Annotated in this window: 11 protein-coding genes and 1 pseudogene; 7 read left to right on the top strand and 5 right to left on the bottom strand. The window is 56.7% G+C overall.

What is annotated here, in order from left to right; translation table 11 throughout:
* Position 1: 1 nt before the first annotated feature.
* Positions 2 to 724 (bottom strand): response regulator, encoded by a 723-nt coding sequence (locus CWR53_RS01150; protein ID WP_058605946.1) that lies wholly within the window; start codon positions 722 to 724, stop codon positions 2 to 4.
* A 139-nt stretch (positions 725 to 863) separates the two neighbouring features.
* On the opposite strand from CWR53_RS01150, the gene CWR53_RS01155 reads away from it, so the two are divergent.
* Positions 864 to 3,161: a TonB-dependent siderophore receptor gene (locus tag CWR53_RS01155; protein WP_100850607.1), complete on the top strand. Its 2,298-nt coding sequence runs from the start codon at positions 864 to 866 to the stop codon at positions 3,159 to 3,161.
* A gap of 72 nt (positions 3,162 to 3,233) precedes the next feature.
* Here CWR53_RS01155 and CWR53_RS01160 read toward each other — a convergent pair whose 3' ends face one another.
* Complete coding sequence (locus CWR53_RS01160) at positions 3,234 to 3,440, bottom strand: DUF3079 domain-containing protein (RefSeq protein WP_100850608.1); 207 nt, start codon at positions 3,438 to 3,440, stop codon at positions 3,234 to 3,236.
* Positions 3,441 to 3,777: 337 nt separating this feature from the next.
* Here CWR53_RS01160 and CWR53_RS01165 point away from each other — a divergent pair, with 337 nt between their 5' ends.
* Positions 3,778 to 4,590, top strand: a complete 813-nt coding sequence (locus CWR53_RS01165) for an alpha/beta fold hydrolase (protein ID WP_100850609.1) — start codon at positions 3,778 to 3,780, stop codon at positions 4,588 to 4,590.
* Positions 4,583 to 5,740 (top strand): HAMP domain-containing sensor histidine kinase, encoded by a 1,158-nt coding sequence (locus CWR53_RS01170; RefSeq protein WP_100850610.1) that lies wholly within the window; start codon positions 4,583 to 4,585, stop codon positions 5,738 to 5,740. Before CWR53_RS01165 ends, CWR53_RS01170 begins: the two co-directional genes overlap by 8 nt.
* Before the next feature lie 134 nt (positions 5,741 to 5,874).
* On the opposite strand, the gene CWR53_RS01175 is transcribed toward CWR53_RS01170, so the two are convergent.
* Together CWR53_RS01175 and CWR53_RS01180 are read right to left on the bottom strand one after the other, a co-directional pair.
* Positions 5,875 to 6,516 (bottom strand): hypothetical protein, encoded by a 642-nt coding sequence (locus tag CWR53_RS01175; protein ID WP_100850611.1) that lies wholly within the window; start codon positions 6,514 to 6,516, stop codon positions 5,875 to 5,877.
* Entirely contained in the window at positions 6,517 to 7,497 is a 981-nt protein-coding gene (locus tag CWR53_RS01180; RefSeq protein ID WP_100850612.1) for an ImmA/IrrE family metallo-endopeptidase, read from the bottom strand. It abuts the gene before it with no gap.
* 290 nt (positions 7,498 to 7,787) lie between these two features.
* On the opposite strand from CWR53_RS01180, the gene CWR53_RS01185 reads away from it, so the two are divergent.
* The gene (locus tag CWR53_RS01185) at positions 7,788 to 7,970 is read left to right on the top strand and encodes a hypothetical protein (RefSeq protein ID WP_100850613.1); all 183 of its coding nucleotides are present in this window, start codon (positions 7,788 to 7,790) and stop codon (positions 7,968 to 7,970) included.
* Positions 7,971 to 8,249: 279 nt separating this feature from the next.
* On the opposite strand, the pseudogene CWR53_RS01190 reads toward CWR53_RS01185, so the two are convergent.
* Positions 8,250 to 8,939 (bottom strand): annotated as a pseudogene (locus CWR53_RS01190) (tyrosine-type recombinase/integrase); the annotation flags it as partial.
* 635 nt (positions 8,940 to 9,574) lie between these two features.
* On the opposite strand from CWR53_RS01190, the gene CWR53_RS01200 reads away from it, so the two are divergent.
* The 3 genes from CWR53_RS01200 (at position 9,575) to CWR53_RS01210 (ending at position 12,035) form a co-directional block, all read left to right on the top strand.
* Entirely contained in the window at positions 9,575 to 9,727 is a 153-nt protein-coding gene (locus tag CWR53_RS01200; protein ID WP_017903422.1) for a DUF4113 domain-containing protein, read from the top strand.
* Between the two features lie 92 nt (positions 9,728 to 9,819).
* On the top strand, positions 9,820 to 11,082 hold the full coding sequence (locus CWR53_RS01205) for an HAD-IA family hydrolase (protein WP_100850614.1): 1,263 nt from the start codon (positions 9,820 to 9,822) through the stop codon (positions 11,080 to 11,082).
* Complete coding sequence (locus CWR53_RS01210; protein ID WP_017903420.1) at positions 11,079 to 12,035, top strand: DNA-processing protein DprA; 957 nt, start codon at positions 11,079 to 11,081, stop codon at positions 12,033 to 12,035. The genes CWR53_RS01205 and CWR53_RS01210 overlap by 4 nt, the downstream gene beginning before the upstream one ends.
* The last annotated feature ends 444 nt before the right edge of the window (positions 12,036 to 12,479 follow it).

The raw sequence follows: 12,479 nt of genomic DNA on the forward strand, positions 1-12,479 counted from the left end.
GTCAGGCCGTGGCCTGGCTCTGAGCAATGCTCAGCAGATAACCTTCATTGCGAATGGTGAGGATCTGCGCCACATCGCCCGGCGCATGGCGCAGATGCTGGCGCAGGCGGCTGACGCACATGTCGACCGAGCGGTCGTCGGGCAGGTGGTCACGGCTGAAGGCACTGCGTGTCAACTGGTCGCGAGACACCACACGGTTGTCGGCTTCAAGCAGTTCGCGCAGTACCCGGTAGTCGGAGCGCGGCAAGGTCAAGGTTTGCCCATCGGGGCGCGTCAGCAGGCGCTTGATGTGTTCCAGGCGAAAGCCTGCAAAGACATGGGCTTGGACCTGAGTCGGTTCCTGTACGGCAGCCTCCAGCCGGTGGGGCCTGCGCAGCACGGCCTTGATCCGGGCAATGAGTTCCCGGGGTTCGAAAGGCTTGGCCAGGTAATCGTCGGCCCCCACTTCCAGGCCGATGATGCGGTCCAGTGCGCTGCCCTTGGCCGACAGCATGATCACCGCCAGCCCTGGCTGGGCCTGCAACTGACGGCACAGGCTCAGGCCATCTTCACCGGGCAGCATCAGGTCCAGCACCACGAGGTCCACCTTTTGCCGCGCCAAGTGCTCGTGCATCTGCTTGCCGTCGGTAGCCGCCAGTACGGCATAGCCTGCGTCGCTTAGGTAATCGCACAGCAGCTCGCGAATCTCGTCGTCGTCATCAACAACCAGCAGGGTTGTGCTCATCTGAAAAACACCTGTGAGGCGGGCGTCGTTAGCGCCCGTTACGTTGCATTACATTCCCGTACATGTCGGGTGTAGAGCCCAGAGGACTGATCCCTAGAATCCTAACAAAAAATCATCTGCAAATACGAAGCCTTCCCAAATGAACCCCCCAAGCATCACCAATACCTTCACTACAATCATCTGTGGCGGCACCCGCCTCAAGCCAATTGCCTTCTTCGTCGGCCTTGCCATCAGCAGTGGCGTCATGGCCGCCGACAGCGCACCTTTGGTACTCGATGCCACGCAAGTCGAAGACAGCGCCCTGCTGCCCCAGGACGATGCCGGCCAGCTGGGCTATACCGTCGAACGCACGCGCAGCTCCACTGGCCTGGCGCTGACCCCACGGCAAACGCCACAGTCGGTCACCACCATCACCCGCCAGCAGATGGATGACCGCGCCATCCACAGCATCGAGCAGGCGCTGGAAACCACCCCAGGGGTGACTGCCAGCAAAGCCGAAGTGGGCGGACGCACCGATTACCGTGCCCGTGGCTACTCCATCACCAACTGGAAAATCGATGGCCTGCAGGCACCCGGCGCGTCGGACTTCAGCGGTAGCGGCAACGCCCTGAACATGGACCTCTACGAGCGCATCGACATCGTGCGTGGTGCCAACGGCCTGCTCGGCGGAACCGGTGACCCATCCGCCACCATCGACCTGATTCGCAAGGCACCCACCCGCACCTTCGGCGGCAGCGCGTACGCTACCTACGGCAGTTGGGACAAACGCCGCCTGGGCGCCGACCTGAACCTGCCGCTGTCCGAAGACGGCCGCCTGCGCTCGCGTTTCGTGGTGACCCAGCAGGACGCCAACTCGTTCCGCGACTACCAGTCCGACCGTTCACGCGCAGCCCTGGCCAACTTCGAGTTCGACCTGGACGATGCCACCACCCTGGGCGCCGGCTACCAGTACGAGTACAACAAGGTGGTGGGCGGTGGTTGGGGCGCCAACATCCCCATCTGGTACCGTGACGGCAGCAAGACCGACCTGCCACGCAGCGCCAACCTGGTTCCGAGCTGGAGCTTTGGCGAATACACCACCCGCACCGCCTTCGGCTCGCTGGTGCACCGCTTCGACAACGACTGGTCGCTGGACCTGAAAGCGTCCCAGAGCACCACCGACGCCCTCAACCACCGAGGCCTGGGCAAGGTCAACTCGGCAGGGCGCGGCCGGTTCGGCGGCTACTGGAATCAGGACGGCAGCGGCGCGGTGCTCAACGGTCTGCACAGCTCGAGCGACACCACCCAGCAGTCAGCGCAGGTCGACCTGTCCGGCCCGTTCCAATTGTTCGGCCGTACTCACCAGGCCATGGTCGGCTACAACGACAGCCGTAGTGTGCAGTGGTCGCCGGAGTACCGCTGCAGCATGGTTGGCGGCGGCAAGATCACCGATCCGGTAGTCGGCTGCCAGTTCCGCGCCAACAATGGTCTGCCCATCAGCGATTGGCGCAATGGCGTGGACGGGGACTATGACCTGCTGGCTTCGCAGACCGGCAAGCACAGCAAGACCACCACTCGCCTGCAGGGTATGTACGCCGCGACCCGCCTGAGCATCACCGACCCGTTGTCGGTGATCCTGGGCGTGCGCACCACCGACTACTCGGCCATCACCCGCAGCGTGAATGCCGTGCGCACCAGCCAGGAAGAAAACGGCGTCGTGACCCCCTACCTGGGCGCGGTGTACGACCTGAACGACACCTACTCGCTGTACGCCAGCTACACCGACATCTTCAACCCGCAAACCCAGGAAACCAGCGCTGGCAGCCGGGTCGAGCCGATCCGTGGGCAAAGCTACGAGACGGGCATCAAAGGCGCCTGGTTCGACGGTCGCCTGAACGCCTCTGCGGCGTACTTCCGCACCAAACAGGAAAACAAGGCGGTATTGGACGGCGGCCTGTCCACCCCGACCGGTGGCGATGCCTACAAAGCAGGCTCAGGCCAGGAAACCGACGGCATCGATCTGGAAATCGCCGGCGCCCTGACCCCGGACTGGAACGTATACGCCGGCTACACCTACCTGCACTTCCGCCGCGTTGACAGCGACGGGCGCAGCGACCCTTCGCACCTGTTCAAAGCCTCCACCACCTACCACCTCAGCGGCCCACTCGACCGCCTGACCGTAGGCGCTGGCGTTACCGCGCAATCCAACATTCGCGCCATATCCAGCCCGGCGGGCCAGCCTGTCAACGGCGTGAGCAGCGGCGCCACCGACGTGAACTGGTCCGGCTACGCCATCTGGAACGCCATGGCCAAGTACCAGGTGACCGACGACACCAGCGTGACCCTCAATGCCAACAACCTGTTCGACAAGCACTACTACACCCGCTACGGGTTCTATGCAGGGGCCGTGTACGGTGACCCGCGCAGCTTGTCGCTGACCGTCAACACCACCTTCTGATCCACATCGCAATGACGACTACCTCACCAGCACCGAGCGGGTGAGGTGGTTCATGCAGGGCTGAAGGCGCCGTCAGAGGGTGGCGGGCTTCGCGTTATCCACAGCGGGCGGCTCGAACCGGTCATCGAAACTGTCCCAGTCCTCGCCGAACAGCTCCATCGGGTGCATGGTCCGGTCGGCACCATTACCGCAGGCCAGCGCCTTGGCTGGGCAATACAGATCGCAGCCCCAGCAAATGCGCTCGGGGTGGCTGGGGTGCTTCGGGAATTTCTTGGCCATGAGGGGCCTCCGGCAAGCAGTACACGACCTGAGCCTAACCCTCCTGGCTCTGTTCGGGTTGACCGAAGTCAAGCACCAGCCAGGGGCATCCGGATCATCACCAGACCCTTTGGACCCAGAAAACAGGCAGAAACTTCTACGTCGCTTGCCTATATAGCGTAAGGTGGGCGTCCCGATCCGTGAACTGTTTCTGCACAAAACCCCACTAAGCACTTAGCGGGGCGCTGACGCGTTGCTCAACGGCACCTACCCGAAGGGCTTCTCTCAACTATTCTCAGCAAGGACTTGAACGGATCGTGACAGCTCAGCATGACGTTGAACGGTATTCGGGAGAGGTATGACCCTGCAAAAACGTAACAACGTCCAGGTAGCCGGAGCGGGTGACGTAACCCTCGTTCTGTCCCATGGCTTTGGCTGCGACCAATCCATGTGGCGGCTGCTACTGCCGCACTTTCTCGAACGCTTCCGGGTCGTCACCTACGACTTGGTCGGGGCAGGGCGCTCGGACCTCAGTGCCTACAAGCACGACAAGTACGCCACGTTGTGGGGCTACGCCAGCGACCTCAACGAAATCATCGACGAATACGCCCAGGGCCCGGTCATCGTGGTCGCCCACTCGGTCAGCGCCATGATCACTGCCCTGGCCGAACGCCAGCGGCCGGGCCGTCTGATGGGGCTGGTCATGGTGGGCGGTTCGCCCTGTTATGTGGACGACGAGGCCTACACCGGCGGTTTCACCCCCGATGAAGTGCACGACCTGCTGACCACCCTCGACGAAAACTACCTGGGCTGGTCCAGCTCCATGGCCCCAGTGCTGATGGGCACCCCCGGCCAGCCGGCCCTGGAACAGGAGCTGGCCAGCAGTTTCAGCCGCACCGACGCCCAGATCGCCCGGCATTTCGCCCGCGTGATCTTTTTGTCCGACCACCGCAAGGACGTGACGGGCCTGCAACTGCCTACCCTGATCGTGCAATGCACGGGCGACCCCGTGGTGCCTGTGGCGGTGGGTAAATACCTCAACACCGTCATGCCGAGCAGTCAGCTGAGCATCATCGAGAACATGGGCCACTACCCCCAGCTGAGCGCGTCAGGCGCTTGTGCTGCCGCGATGGACGAGTTCTTCACCCACCTTGGCCTCGACCATGGATAACACGGCGCTGCTGTCCACCCAGCTCTTCTTCGAGCACGCACCCTGTGCCCTGGTGGTGATGGCGCCCGACGGCACCCTGGTGCGCTGCAACCAGACCCTGGCCGACTGGCTGGGATACGACAGCGCCACCTTGCACGCGATGAGTTTCGACCAACTGCTGCCCGCCGACGGCCGCGTGTTCCTGCTGACCCACTGGGGCCCACTGCTGAACATGCAAGGGTCCATCTCCGAAGTGAAGATTGCCCTGCGCCACCGTGACGGCCGCAAGCTGCCCATGCTGCTCAGCGGCGTACGTCGCGAAAGCGATGACGGCATTCGCTACCACCTGGCGCTGTTCAGCGCGCTCGAAAGCACCAGCAGTGGCAAGGCCGCCCTGGAAGCCATGCAACGCGCCGAAGAAATGCTGGCGCAGAAGATAGAAGCCGAAAGCGCCCTGCAACGCGCCCAGGCCGAACTCGCCGCCGCCTACCAGGAAGTCCAGCGCCGCGCCGTCTTCTCCGAACAGATGGTCGCCATCGCCAGCCACGACCTGAAGAACCCCCTGACCGCCATCCAGATGGCCGCCTCCATGCTTAAGCACGATCTACCGAGCGACCGTGCCCGGCGCTTACTGACCGGCATCGACAACTCGACCGAGCGCGCGCTGCGCATGATCATCGACCTGCTCGACTTCGCCTCAGTCAGGCTCGGCCCCGGCATGACCATCCGCCGCGAGCGAGTGGACTTGGTGCGGGCTGTGGATTATTCGGTAAGCGAGCTGAAGGTCGCCTTCCCCGATGCCCAGATTCGGCATTACGCCCGCGGCCGGCGCGTGGTACAGGTCGACCCGGATCGGTTGCAGCAGGTGATTGGCAATCTGGTGGCCAATGGCGTGGCCTACGGCGACCTTCGCTATCCCATTACCTTGACCACGGACTTCTCAGATGACGCGGCGGTGGTGAGTGTGCATAACCATGGTGCTGCGATCGATGACGCGCTACTGCCCACGTTGTTCGAGCCGATGACCCGAGGCAGCGATTGCCAGGACACGGTGCGGTCGGTGGGGCTGGGGTTGTTTATCGTGAAGAAGATTGCCGAGGCGCATGGGGGGAGTGTGAGCATGTGCTCGGATGAGGTGTTGGGGACACGGTTTGAGGTTTGGTTGGGGTGAGGGGGCTTGGGCGGGTGCGCGCCAACGCCGAACTGAGGACACCGGAAACTAAAAGCCGCCCATTGAGGCGGCTTTAGCATGTTAGCTGGGGAGCTTTCGATTTTGCGGGTTGAATATTTCCGCCAGTGATTACGCTAATAGGACAGCAACCAGCGAATGTCCGCGCAATAGCTGTGAAGGCATTCTAGGCAGTGATTCTCGTCCCGGCCTGCGCCGAAAGCAGCTCTCAGGACCTTGTCGTACTTGTCCTCCTGAACTTCTTTACGGGCAGCAGACACCATATCGTTGACATACTCGAAGCCAGCGTAATCGATGAGATCCACCATGCAGCTTTCCAGGCAAACGACCTTCGTCCTTAGGTATTCAAAGGCATCCAGATTGCCATAATTGCAAATCGCTTTTAGCGCACGCTTGTCCCCGGTTAGAAGCTGGTAGCTCCGGTCGTTGACGTGATGGTCGTACGCGTGCATGAAAAGGGTCTGCTCTCCCGGATCGATTTCGTCAATTTCTTGAAGATGGTCAAGCAAATCATAATCTGTTGGCCCGACGCCCAGAATCGAGCAACTTTCTAAAAACTCGCTGATGCGCTCATAAGCTTGAACACTACCGACATATTTGCGGATAGAAAGGTCAGCATCACGGAGACGTAGGCTGTAGCTCATGGTGTTGAGCACGTAACAGTCTTTTCTCTTGGTATCCATCGAAGCCAGCGTGTCCCCTATAAGATCACATTGAGCCAGCTTCACGATGAGATCGTTGTCGGACAGTAGGATCATTCAGGAACCAACTAGAGTCCCTAGGATGCCTAGATTGTCTTCCTTGATATCGTCTGGAAGGTTCTCATACAGATGCCTGTCGATGACCTCTTTATCAGACTTGCCGTCAGCTTCACAAAGAACCTTCAACGTGTTAGCGCACAAACCCCAGAAATCGCCATTGTAGGCGCAGTTCAACAACACATGATTAGGGGCAATTTTGTGTTCTTTGCCGTACTCCGTAACAGTCTTTGCGAGAGCCATAGGCTTTTGGAACGAAGTGAGACGAAGATTGCCCTGATGACCGGCTAGCAGTTCGAGCGCATAGCAATCAGCTTCCCGCTCGGCATCATCTTTTCCGTCCGGTTCTTTCTCGATTTTGGTGTCGATTATAGCCCCATTGGCATCAAGGTGGCCCAAGGCTACATGGCCCAATTCATGGGCAAGATGGAAAAGCATAAAACCGTAGGCTCTACGAGAAGAGAGCACAATACTAGGCCGCCCTTTGGTCGACATGGCAATGCCGTCCATCTTCTTACGCATCAGCGAGGACGCCAGATGGATAACAGGTATTCCTTTCTGCCAGCAATACGCCACTAATCCTTCCAGATCCACCCATTTCCGGCCTGTGGCAAGAATGTGAGCGCGAACCTCAGCAGCTGAACCTGGGCGAACAAAGTCGTGGTCGATCGAAGACAGTACGATCTTTGAAGCACTGCGGGCCAGTGCTACAGCCAGCTCGACGTCATCTTCAGTTGTACCTTTTGCCAGCTTAAACCGTCGTTCGGCCGGAAGGTCGAACTCTACCCGGGGAGGGGACTCAACGAGTGGGCGGATCTTCAGGTTTAGCGCCTTAGCAACGAAAAGCTTTGCCTGCTGAAGACCGGCCGCAGTCTCGGCAATCTCATCATCCCACCATGCAGGAAGGATCGCTCGTACGTCCGGCTTTTTCATTCCGTGACGACTGAGTGCGGAGTACAGACTTTTCATGTTGTCAGTCATAGTCACCCCTCCTCATCAGCTTGGTGTCAGCGGCTTTGGCTCGGCACGGATGATATCAGAATCATACGATTTTGCACGATTCATCATAGCTTGCCATTGACGATTCTGATCGACAGCACTTTTCTGTTCATCTGACTGCCCTGTACGCGTTGAAGTGCATTCGGGACTCAAAGCACTGGATGGCCGGTGGCGGACGGTTCTAGATTAGAGGCTTGGCCGCCTCAGGCTGAAAAGCCATCCTGTCTATGATTCGCCTCCATGCACGCATGTGGCCGAGCGACCTTTAGGTCATGACGCGTGGCGATGAGCTGCTCATTCCGCGACCAATTGATATCCATCAACTCCTGCATACCCTCCCTGGCTTTGGCGAGCTATTGCCAGGCCTGCTCCCTTTGATGGCGAAGCAGCACGACTCGGTGTGCAGCGATCTCTTCATGGGTGGTCATCCCCAGCTCGAACCGCTGGTGATCTAGGAGCACCGCGCAACCCTTTCTCCTTTAAAGCTGTATGAAAGTACATTGTCGCCTTGCACCCGGCGTGCCGAGCTAGGGTCGACAGCATGCAGGCTAGCGCGGTGCTGACCCTGCGCGCCCACGCCTGCGGGCTAAACCGGTCGGAATTTCGGCGCTCATGCAGCCAGGTTGAAATCGCTCTGTGCTTGGGCTTTGGCAGGTGTAGTGGAATGTCGGTGTTCTGCAAATCCCTGCGGCAAGGGGCTTTTGGTGGCGAAGAGGAGCTGTACCGTCTCGTACTGGGGAATGTGGGAAAAGATAAAGAAAATACTTAACCAGAATATCCCCGGCCATCTTCGTATTCCTTGTGTTGAAGGGCACTCCGTCTAGCGCCGGGCGTGTGTCAAGGATCTCCCAAATTCCGCGCTTGAGGTCAACTCATTCCCCCGGGCGAACCGCAGTTCACTGGAGCGTACGAATACATGCAACGACAGCATCATCGTGAGGCGCGTGAGCGGGCGACCTCTGTAGTCCCCAATGCATGCCAGTAGCTCTGGCAACCTCGATAAGGGTAGTGCGGGTCGATGAGTTACCCGTGGGTGTCTTGATCGGGCCATCTAGGTCGTAAGCCGGGTTCGCCGTGATCAGCCGCAGCCGTTTGGACTCGCGCATGATGCTTTGAAGGTAGTTCTTGATCCTGAGCGCCACGTCGGGGATGCCGCGCTTCGTCACGGCTTCCAGTGGCTGCATGAAGTCATGGGTGTCCAACTCAACGATTGCCCTGGCACCGATCAAAGGGAATATGTGGGTTTATAACCGGCTGAGCACAGTCTTGGCGTGGCCGGGCGCCCGCTTCGGCACCATGCTCGCGTGCCAGTCGAACGCAACGCTTTCGAAGGTGCGGCCGTTGATCACGGTTTGGATGGGGTCTATGCCGTTTGCGAGCTGCTGCTTGATCTCGAAGCACTTACGGCGTGCACCCAGGCCAACCTTAATTAGCGCTGGCTACCCTCGGAATCCGACTGAACCCCAAAACGAAAAAACCCGCCATAAGGCGGGTTTTTTCGGGGGTTCCAGAGATTTTGAAAGCCTTCTCTGAAACCTTATATGGTGCCGGCACCAGACGGACGGTTTCTTGCTATAAGGGCAGGGGATTCGCGGGGCTGGAATTTGGTGGATTTTGTGCCGTACCTCATAGAGTAACTATAAATAAATCAGCTGTTTATGGATTATAGTGGAATCGAACCGGGCATTTCGACAGGTATGATTGCACTTTGACGAAGTCCGATAACGAGAGTGAATACTGCCAGATCAAAGCTCAAACCGAGCTCTCATTAGGATGAAGAACCTGAGAGAAATGAGCCCTCAACGAACTGGGTAAGTAGTCCCCCCTTTCAATACACCGACACTCAGCTTCGATACGAAATCGAAGGGAGCAGCACGATCATTGGCCCCCGACGTTTGTATCGGCCAAAGTGCAGTGGTTTTTGAGGGCGTAAACGTGGGCATCGGCGCGGTTATTGCCGCTAATGCGGTGGTGACAAAGCATGTGTTTCTGGACCTGCGACAGCCTCGTGAATTACCGATGAGCTGTTTTGGGTGGCGCAGCCGGCTTCGGAAAGGTTATGCCGGTGCTGGACCAGATCAATGGGCGTTGGGGGCGCGGGACGTTGAAGGTCGCGACTGTGCCTGTCGCGCCGGATTGGAGGATGAAGCGGGATCTGCTCAGCCAACGGTACACGACCTGCATGGCGGAGCTGTTCACAGTCAAAACATGAGGCTGGGTGGACCGTATTCGCTAATGCCATATTGACATTGATGGCCATTAGGCATCACTGTATTTCTTTTGACTGCACAAAGGGAATTTGGGATGTTTAATTTGGTGATTTTTGATTTAGATAACACATTGGCTTCAACTGATGATCTGGAAGAGTTTCGAGGTCGCGCACATCTAGGCGGGCAAAGTCAAAATTACAAAGATCGGTTGGTTGCTAAGATCGAAGAGCAGAAGCGTCGATTGTTGTCGATAGAGTTCTTTGAAGATCTGCGAGATAACAATCCAGACATCAAGCTGGCAGTTTTTACCAAGTCACCTAAGGAATACGCCAATATTGTCTTGGAAGAAGTTTACCCAGAAATCGAGTGGGACTCCGTCGTAGCATTCGAAGACGTGAAACACACGAAGCCGGATCCGGAAGGGATTTATTTGGCTGCAGAGGACTGTGGTATCACTCAAGGTCAAGCAGTTTTGCTAGTGGGTGACGACCTCGGGGATGTCGAAGCGGCTTACAGCGCAGGAATTCGTGTGGTATTGGCCGAACTCGAAGACCAAAAGAATTATGAAGCGAGAAAGCGAATTCCTGACGCGTCAGTTGTCAAGGAAAAAACAGTTTACGAAGCGATTGTTGACATAAAGCAGAAGCTCCCAGTCCTCGAGCGACTAGTAGAAGGCGGCGACTCAAACAGCACTTACTTTGGGAGAGTGTGCCGGATTGGACACTTTCCGCCGAAGTCTATAGCAGAAGCGAGGCACCCGCTGCAGGTTATTTCTTTGGGTAGATTGTTCACAGAACATAAGGCGCTTAAAGAAAGACGGCAATGGCATGCTCTTACTGATGAGATTGTGAAATTCAAAGATACTGATAATTTCCCGGCAGAATGGGCGGAGTGCGTCCGAGATGCAATTGATGACCAAATTAAGCAGTACAGAAAAAGAAAAGGCCCGAGCCACATGTTTAAACGGTACAGCGTGCTAATCACAGTTGCACCCACAAAAGCTGACAGACCGCCTCGAATGGAGAACTTTCTTGAACTGATCGGGGCCTCATGCGATGAGAACCCTCTGTCAAACAGCTCGGTTGAAATCGCTCCTGAAGCATTTGAGTTCTCTGCAGAGGCGAGATCCCATCATGGTGAACACTTGTCCCAAATTCAGCGGTTTGAAAATGTCCGTGACTGCTTGTCGGTAGGCGACGACGACTTCGAAGATAAATTAGTTTTCTTGATCGATGATGTTGTCACCACAGGGGCGACTCTCTACTATATGGACAAATACAGTAGGGAGAATGGCGCGCAAGAGGTGTTTTGCATTAGCCTGGCGCACACAATCTCAGCACCCAGAGAAATAAGATGACGAGCGATGACGCTTACAATGCTTTGATCCTGAGTGGGTTAAAGGGAGTTGGGCCTAGCACGATTGAAAAGGTGCTGGGGCTTACTTCCTATCCACTGAAGACGACTCTTGAGCTTTGTGAGTACGCCTACGAGCTGCGTAAAAATTCCTTGACTGTTGAGCAGTACGATGAGGCTCGGCGGTATGCCGACTTTCAGGTGGATATGGCATTCAAGAACGACACGAGGATCATTAGCCTATTGGATGCTGAATTTCCGAAGATCTTGGTGGCCTCTGGGGTCCGTCTTGCGGTTCTTTATGTCAAAGGAAATATAGACGCGCTGAATATCCCTTCGGTAGCTGTAATTGGAACAAGAGAGCCTACAGCCCATGGTGAAGAAATAACAAAGCGAATAACGGATTGGATGGTTCAACAGGGATGGGCGATCGTAAGTGGTCTCGCATTGGGTTGCGATAGCATTGCACATAAGCAGGCAATCGAATCGGGAGGCAAAACAGTAGCTGTCATGGCTCATGGCTTGCAAACTATCTCACCGTCGCGGAATGTAGAGCTAGCGACATCAATACTATCCAGCGATGGAGCATTGGTGTCGGAGTTTGGTTTCGATATAAAGCCAACTCCAACCAACTTTGTTATCAGGGACAAGACCCAGTCCGCCCTTTCTCGCGGAGTGATAATGATCCAGTCGGATTTGGTAGGGGGAAGCTTGCATGCATCCCGGGCAGCAATCAAAGACCAGCGCCCGCTGATTGTTCCATTCCCAACCGATAAGGATATAGCACATTCTGAAAGCAAAATTTCAGCAAATCTCTTGCTGGCTTCAGACGATGCCATAGGCAAGTGCAACTTGTTGAAGTGTGTTCCCGCCGGATTGGAAAATCTTCATGTTGTTAGGCGGAAAGAGGAGTACGGTAGAATGTTGGAAATCCTATCTAGGGGACTTTCTCAGTAATAGGCCGCATCTGTTGATAAGGCTAGCAGCAATTTCTGAGTTTGATGAAACTCCGCCGCGTTGTCAGAAGGAGGGGTAACACCATGCTTGTGCCCTGTAAGCATGGTGTTAGTTTTCTCAACCACATCTACTAGATCACACAGAACTTGAAGCAAGTTCAGCCCCGCATTGCGGAGCTTTGACACGGCACCAGACGAACGGTTTCTTGCTGTGAGGGCAGGGGATACGCCGGGCTGGAATTTGGTGGTTTTTTGCATACTTCATAGGGTAGCCACAAATAAATCAGCTAATTATGGTGTTTCGTTGAGTCGAACCGGGGCTTTTGTTTTCGTTGATCTACGATTAAATAGTTGGCGCTGACGCGAATGTACTGTCGCTGGGGTGGATTAATATTCTAATGATGTTGGCGGGGTTCCAGCTTAAATTAATTCTTGGCGAAATTTT

The sequence above is a fragment of the Pseudomonas sp. SGAir0191 genome (genome assembly GCF_002812565.2).
In the GTDB taxonomy this organism is placed as follows: domain Bacteria; phylum Pseudomonadota; class Gammaproteobacteria; order Pseudomonadales; family Pseudomonadaceae; genus Aquipseudomonas; species Aquipseudomonas parafulva_B.